Here is a 19974-nt window from a genome sequence, read left to right as displayed (position 1 = left end):
CCTCTCTCAGTTCGTCGCGGCCGCGATGCGCAGCGGGACGAGTTCCTGGCCGCCGTTCTCCTCGCTGCGGCGGCTGATCCCCGCCCACCAGGACGCGCCGTCCTCGATGTGGCGCAGCAGGACGCCCTCGCGGATCGCCCAGGGGCAGATGCTGACGGCCTTGATGCCGGTCAGCTTCAGGGCCGTGTGGCCGACCACCGCGCCGGCCAGGCTCTGGGCGGCCCGGGGGGCGGAGATGCCGGGGAGCCGGGCGCGCTCGGCGGCGGGCAGGGCGGCGAGCCGGGTGATCGCCGCGCGCAGGTCCGAGCGGCGCAACTCCCGTTCCACGAACGGTCCGTGCCGTCCGGGCGGCGCCCCGCACAACCGGCCCAGCTGCTGGAACGTACGGGACGTGGCCACCGCCGTGTGCGGCCCCTCCCAGCGGATCCGGGCCGCCACGTCCCGCAGCTGATGCCGGACCCGGCGCCGCAGCGTCCGCAGCAATTCCGGCGACGGCGGGTCCTCGCCGCCGAAGAACTCGTGGGTCAGCCGGCCGGCGCCCAGCGGCAGCGAGGCCACGAAGTCCGGCAGCCTGCCGCGGCCGAAGGCCACTTCGAGGGAGCCGCCCCCGATGTCCAGCAGGGCCAGCGGCCCCGACCGCCAGCCCATCCAGCGCCGCGCCCCGAGGAAGGTCAGCTCCGCCTCCAGCTCGCCCGGCAGGGTGCACAGCTCGACCCCGGTGCGGGTCCGTACGGTGCGCAGCACGTCACGGCAGTTGGGCGCGCCGCGCACCACCGCCGTGGCGAAGGCCAGCGGAGGGGCCGAGCCCCACTCGGTCGCCGTCCGGTCCGCCTCGGCCACGGCGGCGACGAGTCTGTCGACCGCCTCCTCGGGCACGGCGCCGCCCGGCTCGACCTGTTCGGACAGCCGGAGCCGCCATTTCGCGGTGTGCACCGGCAGCGGCACCCCGCCCTCGGCGTCCGCCACCACGAGCCGGACCGTGTTCGACCCCACATCCACCACGCTGATTCGCATGGACCCGTGAGTACCCGCTTCGGGGCCTTCACTCACCGCGCCCGGGTGTGATGCGCGGTAACCGGCCAGATACGGCATGCGGCCGCCAAGGCAGCGAAGAGGGGCCGCCGTCTCCCTGATGACGGCGGCCCCTCTGCTCGGGGGGAACTACATGTGGACCACGGGTGCGGCGTCCGGGTCCTGCTCCGGCACCCCGCGGCGGTAGAGCAGGAACGCGATCAGCGTGCCGGCGGCGAAGAGGCCCGCCGACCACCAGAAGGCGGTGGTGTAGCTCTCGATGGTGGCCTGGGCCTGGACCAGCTTGTTGCTCGGGTCCTTGCCGGCCAGGTAGTCGGTCGCGGCGCTCGCGGCCAGCGTGTTCAGCAGCGCCGTACCGATCGAACCGCCCACCTGCTGCATGGCGTTGACGGTGGCGGAGGCGACACCGGCGTCCTCCGCGGCGACCCCGCCCGTGGCCAGCTGCATCGCGGGCGGCATGACCAGACCGAGCCCGAGGCCGACGACGATCAGCTGGGGCAGCACCGCGCTGGTGTACGACGACCCGACCCCGATGCCGGTCAGCCAGGCCATGCCGACCGCGGCGATGCCGAAGCCCAGCGGGATGACGGCCTTGGGGCCCATCCGCGGCACCAGCTTGGTCGTGCCGAGCTGGGCGGCGACCATCAGCGCGGCGACCATCGGCAGGAAGGCGACACCGGTCTTCGTCGGGCTGAAGCCGAGGTTGAGCTGGAGGTAGTAGGTGAGGAAGAGGAACACGCCGAACATGCCGCCGCCGGAGATCAGCACGGCGAGGAAGGAGGCGGCGCGGTTGCGGTCGAGCAGGATGCGCAGCGGCAGCAGCGGGTGCGCGGCCTTGGTCTGCCACCAGGAGAACGCGACCAGCAGGACACCGCCGGCGATCAGGAAGCCCCAGGTGGCGGGCGAGTTCCAGTCGTGGGTCTCGGCGTTGGAGAAGCCGTAGACCAGGGAGAACAGACCAGCGGCGACCAGTATCGTGCCCGGCACGTCCAGCTTGGAGTTCCCGGCGTCACGGTGGTTGTGCAGCAGGAGCCAGCCGCCGGCGAAGGCGACGACGGCGATGACGACGTTGACGTAGAGCGTCCAGCGCCAGTCGAGCGCGTCGGTCAGGATGCCGCCGAGCAGCAGACCCACCGCACCGCCGGCGCCGGCGATGGCGCCGTAGACGCTGAAGGCCTTGGCGCGCTCCTTGGCGTCGGTGAACGTCGTGTTCAGCAGCGACAGCGCGGCGGGCGCGAGGAGGGCGCCGAAGGCACCCTGGAGGGCACGGGCGGTGACCAGCATCTCGAAGTTGGTCGCGGCACCGCCGAGCGCGGAGACCGCGGCGAAGCCGACCACTCCGATCAGGAACGCCGTCTTGCGGCCGAAGAGGTCGGCGATGCGGCCGCCGAGCAGCAGGAGGGAGGCGAAGGCCAGCGCGTAGGCGGTGACGATCCACTGCCGGTTGCCGTCGGAGAACCCGAGGTCGGCCTGCGCCGAGGGCAGGGCGATGTTCACGATGGTGGCGTCGAGGACCACCATCAGCTGGGCGAGGGCGATGACGGCGAGGATCCACCACCGCTTGTTCGAGGCGGGCGCGGCCTCCGCAGTGCCCGATGGGGCGCTGTCGGTCAGGGTGTTCTGGGACATGGGCAAACCACTCCAGGGAAAGGGGTCGGGAACGTTACCAAGCCGTGAACGAAACGGTTTCGTACACGTAGAGGGTAGACCAGTTCGATCGAAACGGCAACGTTTCGCTGTCTAGGAGAGAGTGGCGTGCGATGAAGCTGGTGGTTCAGCAGTTCCTGTCCCTCGACGGTGTCTCCCAGGGGCCGGGCTCCCCGGACGAGGACACCAGCGACGGATTCACGCGGGGCGGCTGGTTCGTGCCGTACCTGGACGTGCGGTTCGAGCAGCTCGCGGGCGCCTGGCTCGGCGAGGCGGACGGGCTCCTGTTCGGCCGCCGGACCTACGACAACTTCGCCCGGGACTGGCCGCGGATGACCGACCATCCCCTCGCCGCCGTCATGAACGGCCTGCCGAAGTACGTGGCCTCGGGTCACCTGACGGAGGGGAGCTGGAGTCCGACCACGGTTCTCGACGGCGACGTCCCCGCCCAGGTCGCCGAACTCAAGCGACAGCCCGGCCGGGAGCTTCAGATCCACGGCAGCGCCCGGCTGGCCCAGTCCCTGCTGGCCGCCGGCCTGGTCGACACCCTGCGGCTCGCGATCGCCCCGGTCGTCGTGGGTCAGGGGCGGCGCTTGTTCCCCGACGGCGGCGCCCCGGCAGGGCTGCGGCCCGTCGACCACGAGATGACGCCCGGCGGCCTGTCGGTGCATGTCTTCGAGTGGGCGGGGTCCCCGGAGTTCGGCACCTACGGCGCCGACTCGTGAGCCCGGGGTGCATGCCTTGACCGGCATATAACCGCCGAGGCATATTGGACTCATGTCCGACGCCGCGCTCTGGGCCGCCCTCGCCGATCCCCACCGGCGGGCCATCGTCGCGCTGCTCCTGGAGCGGCCACGGCCCGTCGGGGAGATCGTGGAAGCGTGCGGCCTGAGCCAGCCGAGCACCTCGAAGCATCTGAGAGTGCTCAGGGACGCCGGTCTGGTCCGGGTCCGGCAGGACGCGCAACGCCGCGTCTACGCCCTCGACCCGGCCCCGATCGCCGCCCTCGACGCATGGCTCGCCCCGTACCGGCGGCTGTGGAACGACAGCCTCGACGCGCTGGGCCGACGCCTGGACGACTCCGAGGAACCGCCCCTTTCGAAGGACTGATCCCGATGTCCGAAGACCTCACCGGCACCTATCTGACGCTGGACGACGGCCGCCCGGCCGTCCGCTTCAGCCGCACCTACGCCCATCCGATCGACCGCGTCTGGCAGTTCGTGACCGACGCCGACGAACTCGCCCACTGGTTCCCGTCCCGCGCCGAGATCGACCTGCGCCCCGGCGGCGAGGTCAGGTTCAGCGGCGACCCCAACATGCCGGAATCCACCGGCCGCGTCCTCGCCGTCGAGCCGCCCCGGCACCTCTCCTTCGCGTGGGGCGACGACGAACTGCGCTTCGACCTGGAGGAGTTGGGCGAGAAGAGCACCCGCTTCACGCTCACCAACGTGCTCAGCGAGGCGAACACCGCCGCCCGTAACGGCGCCGGCTGGGAGGTCTGCCTGGCCGCCTTGGAGAGGTACGCCGACGGGGCGTCCACCCCGAGCGAGGCGCCGTGGAAGGTGTTCTACGACGCCTATGTGGACGCCGGTGTCCCTTCCGGCGCCCCCGTCCCGGGCCTCGACTGACCCCTACGCCATCTGCCGCCGCACCAGCTCGTGCAGCCGCCCGTTCGTGTCCGCGAGCAGCTGCGCGGGCGGACCCTGCTGGGCGACCTTGCCGTCCTCCATGACGATCACGCGGTCGGCGTCCAGCACCGTGGACAGGCGGTGCGCGATGACGATGCGGGTGGCGTTGAGGGCCTTGGTGGACTCGATGACCGTGCGCTGCGTCTCGTTGTCGAGGGCACTGGTCGCCTCGTCGAAGAACAGGATGCGCGGCCGGCGGATCAACGCCTGGGCGATCATGAGCCGTTGACGCTGGCCGCCCGAGACGGCACCACTGCCGGAGACGATCGTGTGCAGGCCCATCGGCATCCGCTGGATGTCCTCCGCGAGCCCCGCCATCTGCGCCGCCGCCATGACCTCCTCCGGCGTGTACGGCTCGGTGCCGCAGATGACGTCCATGATCGAGCCGGTGAACGGCTGGGCGTGCTGGAGCACCACCCCGCACTGCCGGCGCACCGCCGACTGGTCGAGCGCCGCCAGGTCCTGCCCGTCGTACAGCACACTGCCGGAGACCGGCGGGTCGAAGCCGATCAGCAGCCTGAGCAGCGTCGACTTGCCGCAGCCGCTCGGGCCGACGATCGCCACGAACTCGCCGGGCCTCACCTCGAAGGACACGTCGTCGAGGATCAGCGGGCCGTCGTCCGAGTAGCGGAAGGACAGCCGGCGCGCCTCGATCCCGCCGGTCAGCGGGCCCGGCCGGGTGCTCGCCGTGCGGACCTCCGGGGTGGCCTCCAGGACCGGCTTGATCTCCTCGAACAGCGGCAGCGCGCCCACCGCCGACACGAACGCACCGGTCAGCTGGGTCACGGACGTCAGCACCATCGTCACCGAGGTGTTGAAGCTCAGGAACGCCGCCGCCGACATCGAGCCGCGCGCCGGACCGGCCAGCAGCATGAACATCAGCAGCGTGCAGACCGGCAGATACACCGCACCCATCACCGTGGTGAGGTTCTTGATCCGCCCCACCTTCTGCTGGAGCTCCCTGCTGCGCGCGAACTCCGAGGCCCATGCCGCGTAGGCGTAGTTCTCGGCGGCCGCGACCCGCAGCTTGGGCAGTCCGCGCAGGGTCTGGAACGCCTGGTTGTTCAGCTTGTTGCCGAGCACCACCAGGCGCCGCTGCCACCGCACCTGCCACAGCCCGAGCCCCAGGAACACCCCGGCGATCACGACCAGCATGCCGATCGCCGCGCACGCCATCGGCACGCTGTACCAGAACAGCAGCCCCAGGTTCATCGCGCCGACGGTCACCGACTGGGCGACCACCGGACCGACTCCGGCCAGCAGACGGCGGATCGCGCTGATGCCCATCGCCGCGCTCGCCAGCTCACCCGTCGAGCGCTCGGTGAAGAACTTGGTGGGCAGCCTCAACAGCCGGTCCCACACGGCCGGTTGGAGGGTCGCCTCGATCCGGCCCTCCAGGCGCAGGATCGTCAGGTTCTGCAACAGCATGAAGGTCGCGGCGACGAGACTGCTGACCATCACCGCCAGACAGACCTGGACGATCAGATGCGTCTGGGCCTTCGGCACGAACTCGCCGAGCACCTTGCCGGTGGCGATGGGCACGATCGCGCCGATCGCCACCGTGACGAGGCCACTGAGCAGGAGGTTCGTCAGGTCGCCGCCCATGTTCTGCATGCTGAACCGCAGCAGCCGCAGCGGACTGAGCGCCCGGTCGGGCAGCGGACGGTAGAACATCACCGCGCGCGGCTCGAACTCCTCCGCGTTGGCCTTCTCGACCGGCGTCTCCCGGCCCGTCGCCGGATGCACCGCCACATAGCCGCCGCGCCGCCACAGCAGCGCGACCGGCGCCCCGGACAGCGCCCGATGCCCCACCAGGGGGCCGACGTTGTCCCGCCACCAGGTGCCGTCCAGCCGTACGGCCCGGGTGCGCACCCGGGAGGCGAGCGCGATCTGCTCCACCGGGTCGAGCCGGTCGCTGCCGGTGCCGGACTGCGCCGGGTCGGCCAGGGTGATCCCGGCCGCCTGCGCCACCAGTTTGCAGGCCGCGTACGAGGCGTCCGCGTCGGCGGCCGTGGCGCGCTTGCCCGACGACTTGCCGATCGACGCCAGCAGCGTCCGGTCGGCCTGCGCGCGGACCGCCTCACCGGCCTTGATGCCCTCGGCGGTGCGTGTCTCGTGGGTGCGCTCCAGCTGCTCGATCCAGCGGTCCAGCGTGGTCAGCAGCCGGTACTGCTGGTCGACCATGGACTGCCACACCGCCGGGTCCATCAGCAGGTCGGCGGCGGCCTCCGCGCCGTACAGCGAGCCGTACTGCACACTGCCCGGCGGGACCTGCATCCAGAAGACGTCGTCGTCGGTGATCTCCGCGGCGCGCTCGTTCGCCATCGGCGCCTGGAAGAGGATGGACAGGCTGCGGCCGACGCCGAGGGCGAGGGCGTACTCCAGCGGGCTCGTCGTCGGCGGGACGTACTGCGGGTTGCCGTACTCGTCGTAGGACCAGGTCTGGGTGTTCGCGGGCTGGTACAGCTCGCGCAGCCCGATGCGGTGCACGACGCAGTCCCGCAACGGGCGGGCCACGAGCGTGTGTTGGGGTCCCGGCGTCGGGCCGAGCAGCAGCGAGCCCGCCTCCAGGCGGCCCAAGTGGTGCCAGTGGCCCTGCTGTTCGGCGTCCACCGCGAACAGGTCCACGGCGCCGGACGCCACCAGCCACAGCACCTGCGGCCCCTCGAGGTCCAGGCGGGTGTGCCCGGCGAGGTCGTACGGCGTGCCCATCGAGCCGAGGGCCTGGAGGACGAGGTCCCCCTCGGGTGCGGTCGTCATCTCAGCGCTCCCTGACCAGAGCCGCGTACGCGCCACCGCGCGCCACCAGCTCCTCGTGCCGTCCGCGTTCCACGATCGTGCCGTGCTGGAGCACGACGATCTCGTCGCTGTCGCGCACGGTGCTCAGCCGGTGCGCGATCACCACACAGGCGCAGCCGCGCTTGCGGAGGTTGTCCATCACCATCTGTTCGGTCTCGGCGTCCAGCGCGCTCGTCACCTCGTCGAGGACGAGGATGCTCGGCCTGCGGACCAACGCCCTCGCGATCTCCAGGCGTTGGCGCTGGCCGCCGGAGAAGTTCCGGCCGTCCTGCTCGACCCGGCTGTTGATGCCGCCCGGGCGGCGCATCACCACGTCGTACAGGGCGGCGTCCCGCAGCGCGTCCACCACCGCGTCGTCCGGGATCGACGGGTCCCACAGCGCCACGTTGTCCCGGACCGAGCCCTCGAAGAGGAAGACGTCCTGGTCGACGAAGGAGACGGAGGAGGCGAGGGCGCCGCGCGGGATGTCCTCCAGGCGCTGCCCGTCGATGCGGATGACACCCTCCCAGGGCGCGTACAGGCCGGATATCAGCCGGGACACCGTCGACTTGCCGCTGCCCGAACCGCCGACCAGCGCCACCTGCTGGCCCGGGCCGACCGTCAGGTCGAAGCCGGTCAACAGGGGCTTGTCCAGCGGGTTGTAGCCGAAGGAGATGTTCTGGAGCTCCACGTGCCCGTGCAGCCGACGCGTCGACTCGGCGCCGCCGGGGCGGCCGTAGAGCGGGTCGGCCTGGAAGTTCTCCACGTCCTTCAGACGGGCCACGTCGGCCGCGAAGTCCTGGATGCGGCCCGCGACGCCGTTGAGGCGGGTGATCGGGGCGGTGAAGCGGGTGACCAGCGACTGGAAGGCGACGAGAAGGCCGACCGAGATGCCGCCCTCGACGGCGCGCATGCCGCCGATCCACAGGATCACCGCACTGTTCAGCGAGGCCAGCGTCGGCGCGACCACACCCAGCCAGGCGGAGGGCACGCCGAGCCGCTGCTGCTCCTCCAGCGTGGTGGCGTGCTGCCCGGCCCACTTGCGGAAGTAGCCGTCCTCACCGCCGGTCGCCTTCATCGTCTCGATCAGCTGGAGGCCGGTGTAGGCGGTGTTGGTCAACCGGGCGCTGTCGGCCCGCAGTTTCGCGGTCCGGGTGGCGCGCAGCCGGATGACCACCCGCATCGCCACGATGTTGAGCAGGGCCACGCCGATGCCCACGAAGGTCAACTGCGGGTCGTACGTGTAGAGCAGGACGGCGTAGAGGACGACGACCACCGCGTCCACGCCCGCCGCCGCGAGGTCGCGGGCCAGCGTCTCGGCCACCGCGTCGTTGGACTGGAGGCGCTGCACCAGGTCGGCCGGGCTGCGCTGGGAGAAGAACGTCACCGGCAGCCGCAGCAGATGGCGCAGGAAGCGGGCACTGGAGAGGGTGGAGGAGATGATGCGGCCGCGCAGCAGGTTCGCCTGTTGCAGCCAGGTCAGGACCAGGGTGAGCGCCACACACGTCCCCATCGACGCGAACAGCACGCCGAGCAGGGAGGTCTGGCCCCCGATGAGGAACATGTCGATGTACGTGCGGCTCAGCGCGGGCACCGCCGCGCCGACCAGCACCAGCAGCAGGCTCGCCAGCACCGCGGCCGGCATCGTGCCCGCCGTACCCCGCAGCCGGGCCGGCATCGCGCCCAGCACGCCGGGCTTGCGGCCGCCCTTGGTGAAGCCGTCACCCGGCTCCATGATCAGGACGACTCCGGTGAAGCTGGAGTCGAAGTCCTCCATCGGCACGAACCGGCGGCCCTTGCCGGGGTCGTTGATGTAGACCCCGCGGCGGCCGAAGCGGCGGCCCATGCCGTCGTAGACGACGTAGTGGTTGAACTCCCAGAACAGCACCGCCGGTGCCTTCACCTCGGCGAGGGCGGCCGTGTCCATCTGCATGCCCTTGGCCGTGAGGCCGTAACTGCGGGCCGCCTTCAGGAGGTTGCTGGCGCGCGAACCGTCCCGCGAGACACCGCACGCGATGCGCAGCTCCTCCAGCGGGACGTGCTTGCCGAAGTGGCCCAGCACCATCGCGAGGGAGGCGGCGCCGCACTCCACGGCCTCCATCTGGAGGACAGTGGGCGTGCGGACCGTCTTGCCCTTGCCCTTCGGAACCGGGCGCTTGGGCGGGGCGGAGCGGCGGCGGCTGCGGGTCTCCTGTGCGGTGCTCACGGCAGCAGCCAATCGACGGGACGCTGGTCGGCGAGGCGGATCGAACCCTGGGCCACGGTCATGGAGGTGAGGGAGAACGGCGGCCCGTCCGCGGACGACCACTTGTAGCCGCTCTTCGTGCCGGACGACTTGTCCAGCTTCACCGTCACGGCCACCGGCCTGCCGTCCTTCGTGAACTGCTCGCCGAGCTGGCTGTCGCCGAGGAACGCGGAGATCTGCTGCGCCGACTGCGCCGAACGGTCCACCGACTTCACATGGCCGCGCAGCACGCCGTACTCCTGCGTCGGCACCGACGACACCGTCAGGTCCACGGCGGCGTTCGCGGGGATCGAGGCGGCGTTCTCGGCGGGGACGTACACGGTGGCGTACAGCGGATCGGAGGTGTGCGCGACCTTCTCCACGGCCGCCACGTTGGCGCCGGTCTGGATGATCTGGCCGATGGTGGCGGCGAGCGCGGTGACGCGGCCCGCGGCGACCGAGCGGACGACGGTGTCGCCCTCGGCGGTACGCACCTTCAGCACCGGGGAGTTGGCGGGCAGCCGCTCGCCCTGCTTCGCGAGGACGGCGGTGACCTGGCCCGCGACCGGGCTCTGCAGGATGTAACTGCCCTGCCCGTGGGTGAGGATGGCGGGAGCGCCCACGGTGGAGGCGACCGAACCGGTCACCGCCCACACCGACGCGGCGGCCATCACGACCACCGTCACGGACAGCGCGAGCCAGCCCTGCGGGCGGGCGAACCGCACCGGAAGGTCGAGGTCCTCCGGTGACTGGAGCTTGGCGAGGGCCTGTTGGCGGAACTGCACGGAACTTTCCCTCACCTGAAAACGAGGAAGGACCGGCTGACGGCAGCCGGTTGAGTCAGGACATCCGAGAGTCCCGGAGCCGGGAAACGGCTCCGGGACTCAGGGCACGAGGTGCGATCAGAGACCGGCGACCAGGTTCGTGACCGGGGCCACGGAGAGGCCGGTGGTGCCCTCGACCGTGCCGACGACCGTGTCGACCAGGCCGGAGACCGGGGCGATGCCGTCCACCAGGCCGGTGACGGTGCCCAGGGCGTTCAGCTGCAGGCCGCCGGAGACGTTGTCGAGCTCGGCGTCGGAGATCTCGACGGTCTCAACCTGGGGGGTGGAGTTCATGGTGGAACTTCCCTTCATATGGATATTCACAAGGGGGAGCGGACCCCTGGCAGGGGCGGCCGCGTGCCGCAGGCGCCAGGCACCCGTTTCCGGAAAAGCCTTCGCGGCTGCCGCGGTGCGATGGATAAAAGCACGCGCCGGGCACGGGCTTCCAATCAACCAGGGGCCTCACCAGGGCACTTGAGCCCCACAGGCCCCGAACCGTGCAGGCGTGCGCACGTCTCTGCGGCGACTTCTTCACAAGCGGCACGTCTTCGGTTCACACGAGGACTTGCGGCCCGAGAGGCGAATCCGACACTCCCGCCCCAATGACGTACGCGGCGGAGCACGCTTGTGCAGATCCGCCGCGCACGGTGACTTGGTTGGGTATTGGATGTGCAGATTCGCTGAAGCCAGGATTCCGCGGGAACTTCGAGACGGACCGTCGCTGATCGATCGCGGACCGTGTCGGATCGGTTGTCAGCCGAGAAGTGCGTAGACCGTGCTCGCGTGCGCCGCGATCTCACCCGAGTCGGCGTCGGTCATCGTGATGTCGGCGAACGCCATCCGCCGGCCCAGCTTGGTGATCACCGCCTGGATCAGGACATCCGAACCGGACACCGCGCGCTGGAACGACGTCGACTGCTGCACGGTCGTCATCGGTCCGTAGCCGCCCCGCGCCGCCGACACGGCGATCACGGTGGCGGTGTCCGCGGCGGCCATCAGCGCCTGCCCCGACAGCGCGCCGCCCTCCCGGGACAGCCGGTCCGACCAGGGAAGTCGCAGGGTCGCCCGGTCCTCGCCCAGGGACTCGACCGACAGGCCCAGATCGAGCACCCAAGGGGCGAAGTTGGCGGAGAGGATCTTGTCGGCTTCGGCGGTGGTCATCGTCATATGGGGGATTGTTCCCGCTCCCGGGCCGCCGGACGCGGACCATCGCCGATCCCGTGGCCGATTCGACACTGCAAAGGGACTGCCAACAAACGGAATTGAACGCCCCAGGTGCCTCCTGCGTACCCACTGCCATCCAGGCGCCCCGAACAGCCGCCGACGAACGGTGGCACTGACCCCGTCCTTCAGGAGGTCGAGAAGTTTGAGTCACAAGCGAATCCCCAAGCGCAAGGCCGCGATCGCGGCAGGCGGCGTGGTGGCGCTCGGAGCGGCGGCGATTCTCCTGCCCAACGCGAACGCCTCCCAGGACGGCTCGTCGTCGAACGGAGCCGCGGCCGCCCCGAAGACGCTCAAGGCGTCGGACGCATCGGATCTCGCCTCACAGCTCCAGGAACTGCTCGGCGACGCCTTCGCCGGTTCGTACTACGACACGGACCAGCAGCAGCTCGTCGTCAACGTCATCTCGGGCGACAACAACAACGTGATCGTCCAGGCCAAGAAGGCCGGCGCCAAGATACGCGAGGTCGACAACAGCCTCACCGAACTCGCCGCGGGTGCCGCGACGCTGAAGGCCGACGCGACCATCCCGGGCACCGCGTGGGCCGTCGACCCCAGGACGAACAAGATCCTGGTCACCGCCGACAGCACGGTCACCGGCGCCAAGTGGGACCAGCTGGAGTCGACGGTCGACACCCTCGGCTCGGGCATGGCGACCATCAAGAAGTCGGCCGGCACCTTCAAGACCTTCCTCTCCGGCGGCGACGCCATCTTCGGCGGCGGCGCCCGCTGCTCGGCCGGCTTCAACGTCACCGCGGGCGACGGCAGCCCGGCCTTCCTGACGGCCGGTCACTGCGGCGTCGCGGCGGCCGAGTGGGCGGACGCACAGGACGGCCAGCCGATCGCCACCGTCGACCAGGCCACGTTCCCCGGCGACGGTGACTTCGCGCTGGTGAAGTACGACGACCCGGCCACCGTGGCGCCGAGCGAGGTCAACGTCGGCGACGGCCAGACCGTGCAGATCTCCCAGGCCGCCGACGCCGAGGTGGGCCTCCAGGTCTTCAGAATGGGCAGCACCACCGGGCTCAACGACGGCCAGGTCCTCGGACTCGACGCGACCGTCAACTACCCGGAGGGCACGGTCACCGGCCTCATCCAGACCGACGTCTGCGCCGAGCCCGGCGACAGCGGCGGCTCGCTGTTCACCCAGGACGGGCTGGCCATCGGCCTGACCTCCGGCGGCAGCGGCGACTGCACGGTCGGCGGCGAGACCTTCTTCCAGCCGGTCACCACCGCCCTGGAGGCGGTCGGCGCGACCCTCGGCGCGGGCGACGCGGCGGGCGGCGGCGAGGCCGGCGCCGGTGACGAGGCCGGTGCGGGCGCCGGCGACGAGGCGGGCGCGGGCGAGGAAGCCGGGGCCGGTCAAGAGGTCGGCGGGGGCGAGGAAGCGGGCGCCGGTCAGGAAGTCGGCGGCGAAGAGGCCGGCCAGGAGGCAGGTGGCCAGGACGTCGGTGGCGAGGACACCGGTGCGGGCGCGGACAACGGCGACTCCGGCCTGACCGAGACCCACTGACCCCGCGTCACCAGCGCTCCACGGACACGCGGTCCGACCCTCCGGCGGGAGGGCCGGACCGCGTTCGCGTCACCGCGCCCGCAGCAGCAGCAACGCCACGTCGTCGATCCGCTCCTGCGCGGCGCCACCCTGCCCCACCAGCTCGTCCGCCAACGCGTCCAGCGGCAGATCCCCGGCCTCCGCCAGCCGCCGGCCCAGATCGGCGAGAGCGTCCTCGATGTCGACGCCGGGCGACTCGATGAGGCCGTCGGTGTAGAGGGCCAGCACGCTGCCCGGGGCCAGCTCGACCTCCGTCGTCGGATACGTCGCCGACCCGTCGATGCCGAGCAGCGGGCCGCCGGCCAGGTCGAGGACGCGCACCTTGCCGTCCGGTCGGCGCAGCAGCGGCGGGGGATGCCCCGCTCGCGCCATCACGGCCCGCCCGTGGGCCGGGTCGAGGCGTAGGTACAGACAGCTGGCGAAGAGGTCCGAACCCAGGTCGATCAGGAGCCGGTTGGTGCTGCTCATGACGTCCTGAGGGGCCTGTCCGACGGTCGTGTACGCCCGTACTGCGGTCCGGATCTGCCCCATCAGCCCGGCCGCCGTGACGTTGTGCCCCTGTACGTCCCCGATGACGGCCGAGGCCACTCCGTGCGAGGGCACCAGGTCGTAGAAGTCGCCGCCGATGTCCATGCCCTGCGTGGCCGGCAGATAGCGGGCGGCCGCGTGGATGCCGGGCAGCGCGGGGAGCGAGTGGGGGAGCAGGGCCTCCTGGAGGCCGTGGGCGAGCCGGTGCTTGGCGTCGTACAGCATCGCCCGTTCCAGGGCCTGCGCGATCAGCCCGCCGAGGCTCGTCAAGACCGCCCGTTCGTCGGCAGGGAACGGGTGCGGCTCGGCGTAGGCCAGCACACACGTGCCCACCGGCCGGCCCGAGGCGATCAGCGGCAGATACGCCCAGGCGGCGAACCCGTCCGGGGTCGCGTTCCGGGTCGGATACAGGTGCTCCAGCTCCTGCCGTGAGTCGAAGAACGCCGGCACCCCGCTGCTCAGGGCGTGCGTCCCCGGCGTCGGCTCGGTCAGCGGCAGCCCGTCGAACCGTTCCACGACATGCGGGTCGGGATAGCCGCGATGGCCCAGCACATGCAGCCGCCCCGCCCGGGACCCGAGCATGACCAGCGCCTGACCGCCCACCGCCGGCACGATCTCGTCCGCGACCAGCTGCACCACGTCCTCCACGCCCGCCGCCTCGGTGAGCGCCCCGGCCAGGCTCAGCACCTGCGAGATGGTCACCAGCCGGGACGGGGCGCCGTCCTCCTTCGGTGCGTTCCGGCTCATCTCCGCCACCGCCCGCGCCCGGCTGATGCGCACGCTCAGTCCGGTCGTGCTCGGATAGAGCCGGAACGACAGCCAGTCGCCGGGCGGCCGCAGCGCCACGAACGACGTCGTCTGCTGACTGAGCAGCGCGGCCCGGTAACGGTCCTCGTACACCGGGTCGTTGAGCCACGGCACCGACGCCCACAGCTGGGTGCCGAGCAGGCTGCTGACGGGGACGCCGATCAGCTCGGCCGCCGCCGCGTTGGCGAACGCGATCCGGCCGTGCAGATCCAGCGAGCACAGCCCGTACGGCAGCCGGGACACCATCCGGGCCGCCTCCACCGTCCCGAGCGTGCCCGCCGCCCCGCCCACCGCCGTCCCGGCCAGCAGATCCGGTTCCGGGAACACCGGGCGGCTCTCGTCGGCGGCCCGCTCCAGGCGTACCGCGAGCCGCCCGCAGGCCGCGGTCAGATGGTCCCGCTCCCGGTCGGACAGCTCCGGCGGATGCGAGCCGGGCCAGGTCACGAAGATCGCGCCATGCACCTTGGTGTCCGTCGCCACCGGCAGCGCGGCGAGCGCGAAGGGGTACGGCAGCACCACCGCGATCCGCGGATACCGGCGGGCCATCTCCTCCTCGCCGCCCACCCACACCAGCCGCCGCTCCCGGACCGCCTCGGCGACCGGGATCGGCGCGCTCAGCCCGACCCGCTCCCACGGCGCCGCGAAGGCCCGCGGCAGCCCGGCCATCACCGCCATCTCCAGGACCGGCTCGCCGGACGCCAGCAGATACACCGCGCCGGAGTGGGCGTGCACCTCGTCCATCATCGAGGCCAGCGCCAGGGACAGCAGCGGCCGGCCGACCCGCGTCCGGGCGGTCGCCGGCGCCTGCGCGGTCCTCGGCCCGTCGGACACGCCGACCACCTCCTCGCGCGCCCCGAAGGGCCCGGAGCCCGGCGTGCGACGGGCCCCGGGATCAAATCTGCCCCCTGGCGGCGGGACGCGCACGGCGAGCGGACCGGACCCCGGCGGCAGCCGCGCCCTCTACCCCGTGCGCCCCCGCCCATGCCCCTGCATTCGAAGCGCGGGGCGGCGTACGAGAGCCGTCAGTGCGCCCCCGCGCCCCCTGATGGCCGGTTCTTCGCGCCCGCGGAAGGTGCGGGACGCGAACAATGGGGCAGACGCTTCTCACCCATGGAAACCGGCGAACGGCAACGCGAGGGGACGGGCAGTGATCCGGGTTCTTCTGGTGCACGACGAGTGTCTGGTCAGGTCGGTCCTGGCGGAGTGGCTGCGCCGGGAACCGGACCTGGGGATCTACGACGCCCCGTGGCGCAGCGCGCCGGGCCGGCTGCGATCCCTGCTGCCGGACGTCTGCGCGGCCGACCTGGAGTGCGCGGACAGCTACGGGCTCCCGCCGCTCGGCGAACTCGGTGCCCGGCCGCCGGGGATGTCGTCGCCCCGCCTGCTCGTCCTCGCCAGTGCGAACCGCCCCGGCCTGCTGAAACGGGCCGTGGAGGCGGGGGCGCTCGGCTATGTCGACAAGGAGGGTTCGCCCGAGCACCTGGTCCGCGGGATCCGCCGGGTCGCGGAAGGAAAACGTTTCGTCGACGACTCGCTGGGCTTCGGCTTCCTCAAGGCCGCCGAGATGCCGCTGACCCGGCGGGAGCTGAGCGTGTTATCCCTGGCCGCCGAGGGGGCCTCCGTCGCGGAGATCGCCGGGAGCCTGCACCTGTCCCACGGGACCGTGCGCAACTACATGGCGGCCATCACCCGCAAGACCGGGGCCCGCAACCGCATCGACGCGATCCGGATCTCCCAGGGCGAGGGCTGGCTGTGACGGCACCGGCGACCAGCTGCCGACGAGGTCGCGGTAGAGCGCCGAGCGGTCCAGCAGCTCGTCGTGGGTGCCGTACGCCGTCGTCCGGCCGTCCATGACCAGGACCCGGTCGGCCCGGCGGGCCGAGCTGATGCGGTGCGCGACGACCACCAGCGTGCCGCCGGGCCGCGCGGCGAAGGCCCGCTCCGCGTGTTCCTCGGCGCGCGGGTCCAGATGGCAGGTCGCCTCGTCGAGCAGGACGAGCGGGGCGTACGACAGATAGGCCCGGGTCAGGGCGATCAGCTGGCGTTCCCCCGCGGAGAGCGCGGCCGGGTCGACCGGGGCGGCGGGGCCGCCGAGCGCGTCGAGCAGCGGCAGCAGCCCCACCGCCTCGGCGGCGGCGAGGAGTTCCGCCTCGGGCACGGGGCCGGGCCGCAGCAGCCCCAGGTTCTCGGCGAGGGTGCCGGTGTGGACGTACGCCTCCTGCGGGACCAGCACCCGGCGGGCCGCGGCCTCGGAGCCCGGCACCGGATAACCGCAGATCCTGATCGCGCCCTGCCCGGGCTCCAGCACCCCGGCGACCAGCGTGGTGAGCGTGGACTTGCCGATGCCGCTCGGGCCGACGACGGCCAGATGGGCGCCGGGCCGGAGTTCCAGGTCGAGGCCGTCGACGACGGGGGCCGCGGCGGGGCCGTAGGCGAAGGTGACGGACTTGAGGGTGAGAGCGGGGATGCCGGGCGGATCGTCGGCGGGGCGCCGCAGCTGCCCGGTCGGGGTGCCGGATGCCGAGCCGTCCTCGCGGAGCAGCCGGCGCAGGACCACCACCAGCCGTGAGCCGCTGGTGCCCAGGCCGTGGACCAGGTTGCGCAGGGCGGGCAGCAGGGACTGGGTGACGTAGGACAGCGCGCCGACCAGGGCGCCCGGGGTGACGCCCTGTCCGAGCAGCCAGGGAGCGGCCACCAGCAGGAGCACGATCGGGAGCTCGCCGCCGATCGTCAGCGCGGCCACCCGCAGCACGCCCCAGCGGGCCAGGGAGGCCGCGGCCCGTCGCTCGGTCTCGATGTGGCGCCCGGTGTCGGCGGCCACCCGTTCCTCCGCTCCGGCCGCCGTGATGTCCCGCAGCCCCGGGCAGACCGCGCCGTACCGCTCGGCGAGCGCCTCGTCGGCCACGAGGAACGCCTCCTGGCGGCGGGCCAGCGGACGGAGCGTCGCCAGGAACAGGGCCACGCCGGCGAGCAGGGGGAGGCCGACGACGAGGAGGAGCGGCGGGGCGAGCGAGAACAGGCCGATCAGCGCGCCGGCCGCGGTGAACACGAACGAGCGCGACACCATCACCAGCCCGGCGAAGGTGTCCCGGGCGATCTCGGTCTGCTGGGTGAGCCCGGAAAGCGCCGTGGGGTCCCCCTCCCGCACGCCACGGGAAACGACCCGGGTCACCAGCCCGTCCCTGAGCGGTTCCACCAGCTCGGCCACCGCCGCGTAGACCCGGGCCGTGCCGAACGCCCCGACGAGCACCCCGACCCCGGCCACCCCGAGCCAGGCCAGCCCGACGCCGGGCCGCCCCGCGAGGAAGCCGTCGTCGAGGGCGCGGGCGGGGGCGTAGCCGGTGAGGAAGGTCTGCCCGGTCTCCAGCAGCGACCAGACGGCAAGCCGTAGGACGACCTGCCACCGGTCCCGGAGGAAGCGCAGCCCCCGCCGGGCGATCATGCCGGGCCTCCGTCCGTGAACGACGTCCACTGCGCCGGACGGGGGCTCATGCCGGTGTTCCGTCGGCGAACGGCTTCGGCTGGTCCGGGAGTTGAGGTGGCGTCACCGGGCGCTCGTGACGGTTGGCCGTCCGTGAGCGAAGCCCACCGGTCCGGGAGTCGCGGCTGCCCCGCTGGGCGCTCATGACGGTTCCCGGTCCGGGAGTTCCCGCAGGCCCGCCGGGCGCTCACGTCGCCTCCCCGTCCCCGAACCCCGCCCGGTAGTCCGGTAGTTGCCACAGCTTCTCGTGCGGTCCCACCGCCCGTACCCGCCCCCCGTCCAGCCAGGCCACCGAGTCCGCCCGGGCCGCCGTTGCCGCGCGGTGGGCGATCAGGAGCCGGGTGCTGTGTGCGCCGGAGCCGACCAGGGACGTGGTGATCTGGGCCTCCGTCACGGTGTCGAGGCTGGAGAGGGCGTCGTCGAGGACCAGGAGGCGGGCGTCGTGGGCGAACGCCCGTGCCAGGCCCAGGCGTTGGGACTCGCCGCCGGAGTGCGGGGCGTCGGCGCAGAGCGTGGCGTACCCGGCGGGCAGCCGGTTCACGAAGTCGTCGGCGTGCGCGGTGCGGGCGGCTTCACGGACGCGCGCGGGGGAGGCGGGCGTGGGACCGAGGCCGATCTCCTCCTCCAGCGTCCCGCCCAGCAGCGCGGGCCGGTCGAAGGCGTGCCGTACCGCCCCGCGCAGCTCGTCGTGGGTCAGCTCGCGCAGGGGGACACCGTCGAGCAGCACCTCCCCGGCGTCCGGGTCGGCGAGCCGGCCGGCGAGCGCGGCGAGCAGTGACTTGCCGGCGCCGGACCGGCCGACCACGGCGAGCGTCGTCCCGCCGGGCACCACGAGGTCGAGGCCGTCCAGGACCACCCGGTCACCGCGCCGGGCGGTCACCCCGCGCAGTTCCAGCCGACCGGGACCGGGCGGCAGCCGTCGGTCGCCGTGCACCCGGGCGGGTTCGGCCAGCACCTCGGTGAGCCGGCCGGTGGCCGCGCGGGCGCGGGCGAGGCTCGCGAGCTGCCCCACCAGCATGCCGACGCCACTGGCGAGCACCGCGTACCGCGAGGCCGCGAGCACCTCGCCGACGGTGACCCGGTGCCGGGCGAGCAGCAGACCGGCGATGGCCACGACACCGAGCTGGAGCAGCGGGGCCACGGCGACGGACTGGCCGGCGGCCCGCCCCTGCACCCGCCACATGCGGTGCCCGGCCCGGGACAGCGCGGGCAGCGGCCGGAGGATGCGGGCGCTCTCCCGCTCCGCCGTACCGGCCGCCCGGATGGTGCGGTGCCCGTCGACGGCCTCCGCGAGCGCCGCCGCGATCCGTCCCTGCTCACGCTGGTAGTGGGCGACACACTCGCGGGTGTCGCGGGCGAAGGCGCGCAGCAGCAGCGCCAGCACGGGTGCCCCGGCCAGGAGTACGGCCGCGAGCCACGGGTCGATCAGGGCGAGGGCGACCAGCCCGCCGGCCGGGCCCGCGAGTGCGGCCAGCAGGGCGGCGCGGGCGGTCGGCGCGGTGCCGGCCTGTGCGGCGTTGCCGACGAGGCGGGCGACGAGGTCACCGGGCCCGAAGCGTTCGCCGGCGCGCGGGCCGACGGCCAGGACATGGCCGGTCAGCCGCCTGCGCAGCCAGGAGGTGGTGCGGGCGTCGAGGGTGCCGCCGAGCACGGTCTCGGCCGCGTCGAAAAGGGCGAGCAACAGCACGAGCGCGGCGCAGTACGCCACCCACCGCGTCGCCGGTGCCCCGGCCAGCAGCAGGTCCAGGGCCCGGCCCAGCGCGGCGGGCAGCAGCAGGCCGGCACCGGTGGCGGCGGTGCTCACCAGACACAGGGCGAGACACCGGACGGGGGCGGGACCGAGCGCCCCGAACACCGTCGTACGCGCTGCCGATGGCATCGTCATACGGCCCTTCCCTGCGACGTGCGGAACCCCCCGAGACCGGTGCAGTCCTGTCCTGTGAGCTGCGGCCCGCGGGTCCGGTCCGGGTCCGCTCCTGTGAGGCGCGGACCCCGGGCGGCCCCTCCCTCGCGGGAGCGGAACCGCCCGGAGCCCTGGACGCGCGGCGCTCGTCAGAGACAGAGCGTGATGCTCGCGGCGCTGATGCAGGACAGCAGGCTGAGGCTGCTGACCCCGCCGCCGCCCGTCGTCTCGTCGGCTTCCATCGTCTGCAGGTCGAGAAGTGCCATGTCGGTTTCCTCTCTTCGGTGTT

15 protein-coding genes and 1 pseudogene are annotated in these 19974 nt (G+C 72.6%); 5 read left to right on the top strand and 11 right to left on the bottom strand.

The genetic code is table 11. From position 1 onward, the window contains the following. Positions 1–6: 6 nt before the first annotated feature. On the bottom strand, positions 7–1014 hold the full coding sequence (locus tag IQ210_RS44200; RefSeq protein ID WP_194084896.1) for a Ppx/GppA phosphatase family protein: 1008 nt from the start codon (positions 1012–1014) through the stop codon (positions 7–9). Between the two features lie 147 nt (positions 1015–1161). Then, complete coding sequence (locus IQ210_RS44195; RefSeq protein WP_194084895.1) at positions 1162–2661, bottom strand: MFS transporter; 1500 nt, start codon at positions 2659–2661, stop codon at positions 1162–1164. 131 nt (positions 2662–2792) lie between these two features. On the opposite strand from IQ210_RS44195, the gene IQ210_RS44190 reads away from it, so the two are divergent. Genes IQ210_RS44190 through IQ210_RS44180 form a run of 3 tightly spaced genes read left to right on the top strand, consistent with a single transcriptional unit; the run spans position 2793 to position 4307 of the window. Then, positions 2793–3404, top strand: a complete 612-nt coding sequence (locus IQ210_RS44190) for a dihydrofolate reductase family protein (RefSeq protein WP_194084894.1) — start codon at positions 2793–2795, stop codon at positions 3402–3404. Between the two features lie 52 nt (positions 3405–3456). Then, the gene (locus tag IQ210_RS44185) at positions 3457–3789 is read left to right on the top strand and encodes an ArsR/SmtB family transcription factor (protein WP_194084893.1); all 333 of its coding nucleotides are present in this window, start codon (positions 3457–3459) and stop codon (positions 3787–3789) included. A 5-nt stretch (positions 3790–3794) separates the two neighbouring features. After that, positions 3795–4307: an SRPBCC family protein gene (locus IQ210_RS44180; protein WP_194084892.1), complete on the top strand. Its 513-nt coding sequence runs from the start codon at positions 3795–3797 to the stop codon at positions 4305–4307. 3 nt (positions 4308–4310) lie between these two features. Here IQ210_RS44180 and IQ210_RS44175 read toward each other — a convergent pair whose 3' ends face one another. The 5 genes from IQ210_RS44175 to IQ210_RS44155 form a co-directional block, all read right to left on the bottom strand. Then, positions 4311–7127: an NHLP bacteriocin export ABC transporter permease/ATPase subunit gene (locus tag IQ210_RS44175; RefSeq protein WP_194084891.1), complete on the bottom strand. Its 2817-nt coding sequence runs from the start codon at positions 7125–7127 to the stop codon at positions 4311–4313. Position 7128: 1 nt separating this feature from the next. Continuing rightward, positions 7129–9351, bottom strand: a complete 2223-nt coding sequence (locus IQ210_RS44170; RefSeq protein ID WP_194084890.1) for an NHLP family bacteriocin export ABC transporter peptidase/permease/ATPase subunit — start codon at positions 9349–9351, stop codon at positions 7129–7131. Next, positions 9348–10154 (bottom strand): HlyD family efflux transporter periplasmic adaptor subunit, encoded by an 807-nt coding sequence (locus tag IQ210_RS44165; protein ID WP_194084889.1) that lies wholly within the window; start codon positions 10152–10154, stop codon positions 9348–9350. Before IQ210_RS44165 ends, IQ210_RS44170 begins: the two co-directional genes overlap by 4 nt. 117 nt (positions 10155–10271) lie before the next feature. After that, positions 10272–10487 (bottom strand): hypothetical protein, encoded by a 216-nt coding sequence (locus IQ210_RS44160; RefSeq protein ID WP_059194609.1) that lies wholly within the window; start codon positions 10485–10487, stop codon positions 10272–10274. Positions 10488–10946: 459 nt separating this feature from the next. Further along, positions 10947–11360, bottom strand: a complete 414-nt coding sequence (locus tag IQ210_RS44155; RefSeq protein ID WP_194084888.1) for a PaaI family thioesterase — start codon at positions 11358–11360, stop codon at positions 10947–10949. A gap of 199 nt (positions 11361–11559) precedes the next feature. Here IQ210_RS44155 and IQ210_RS44150 point away from each other — a divergent pair, with 199 nt between their 5' ends. Further along, positions 11560–12927, top strand: a complete 1368-nt coding sequence (locus IQ210_RS44150) for a S1 family peptidase (protein ID WP_194084887.1) — start codon at positions 11560–11562, stop codon at positions 12925–12927. A gap of 69 nt (positions 12928–12996) precedes the next feature. Here the strand turns inward: IQ210_RS44150 and IQ210_RS44145 are convergent, their stop codons facing one another. Continuing rightward, positions 12997–15141, bottom strand: coding sequence for a PP2C family protein-serine/threonine phosphatase (locus IQ210_RS44145; protein WP_194084886.1), 2145 nt, complete (start codon positions 15139–15141; stop codon positions 12997–12999). A gap of 205 nt (positions 15142–15346) precedes the next feature. Here IQ210_RS44145 and IQ210_RS44140 point away from each other — a divergent pair. Next, positions 15347–15973: pseudogene (locus tag IQ210_RS44140) on the top strand (LuxR C-terminal-related transcriptional regulator); the annotation flags it as partial. Here the strand turns inward: IQ210_RS44140 and IQ210_RS48405 are convergent. The 3 genes from IQ210_RS48405 to IQ210_RS44125 form a co-directional block, all read right to left on the bottom strand. Beyond that, positions 15896–17743 carry an ABC transporter ATP-binding protein gene (locus IQ210_RS48405; RefSeq protein WP_322658364.1) on the bottom strand — a complete coding sequence of 616 codons (1848 nt, stop codon included), beginning with the start codon at positions 17741–17743 and terminating at the stop codon, positions 15896–15898. The pseudogene IQ210_RS44140 and the gene IQ210_RS48405 overlap by 78 nt on opposite strands. Positions 17744–17969: 226 nt before the next feature. Beyond that, the gene (locus IQ210_RS44130; protein ID WP_194084884.1) at positions 17970–19667 is read right to left on the bottom strand and encodes an ABC transporter ATP-binding protein; all 1698 of its coding nucleotides are present in this window, start codon (positions 19665–19667) and stop codon (positions 17970–17972) included. A 167-nt stretch (positions 19668–19834) separates the two neighbouring features. Then, complete coding sequence (locus IQ210_RS44125) at positions 19835–19951, bottom strand: SapB/AmfS family lanthipeptide (RefSeq protein WP_194084883.1); 117 nt, start codon at positions 19949–19951, stop codon at positions 19835–19837. Between the last annotated feature and the right edge of the window lie 23 nt (positions 19952–19974).

Source organism: Streptomyces justiciae, assembly GCF_015163075.1.
GTDB lineage: Bacteria > Actinomycetota > Actinomycetes > Streptomycetales > Streptomycetaceae > Streptomyces > Streptomyces justiciae.
Note: the sequence above shows the minus strand (reverse complement) of the source record. Positions and strands in the feature narration are given on the sequence as shown.

Bases quoted from the DNA above. Each gene is read 5' to 3' on its own strand.
- IQ210_RS44200 (WP_194084896.1), bottom strand. From the start codon at position 1,014: ATGCGAATCAGCGTGGTGGATGTGGGGTCGAACACGGTCCGGCTCGTG.
- IQ210_RS44195 (WP_194084895.1), bottom strand. From the start codon at position 2,661: ATGTCCCAGAACACCCTGACCGACAGCGCCCCATCGGGCACTGCGGAG.
- IQ210_RS44190 (WP_194084894.1), top strand. From the start codon at position 2,793: ATGAAGCTGGTGGTTCAGCAGTTCCTGTCCCTCGACGGTGTCTCCCAG.
- IQ210_RS44185 (WP_194084893.1), top strand. From the start codon at position 3,457: ATGTCCGACGCCGCGCTCTGGGCCGCCCTCGCCGATCCCCACCGGCGG.
- IQ210_RS44180 (WP_194084892.1), top strand. From the start codon at position 3,795: ATGTCCGAAGACCTCACCGGCACCTATCTGACGCTGGACGACGGCCGC.
- IQ210_RS44175 (WP_194084891.1), bottom strand. From the start codon at position 7,127: ATGACGACCGCACCCGAGGGGGACCTCGTCCTCCAGGCCCTCGGCTCG.
- IQ210_RS44160 (WP_059194609.1), bottom strand. From the start codon at position 10,487: ATGAACTCCACCCCCCAGGTTGAGACCGTCGAGATCTCCGACGCCGAG.
- IQ210_RS44155 (WP_194084888.1), bottom strand. From the start codon at position 11,360: ATGACGATGACCACCGCCGAAGCCGACAAGATCCTCTCCGCCAACTTC.
- IQ210_RS48405 (WP_322658364.1), bottom strand. From the start codon at position 17,743: ATGATCGCCCGGCGGGGGCTGCGCTTCCTCCGGGACCGGTGGCAGGTC.
- IQ210_RS44130 (WP_194084884.1), bottom strand. From the start codon at position 19,667: ATGACGATGCCATCGGCAGCGCGTACGACGGTGTTCGGGGCGCTCGGT.
- IQ210_RS44125 (WP_194084883.1), bottom strand. From the start codon at position 19,951: ATGGCACTTCTCGACCTGCAGACGATGGAAGCCGACGAGACGACGGGC.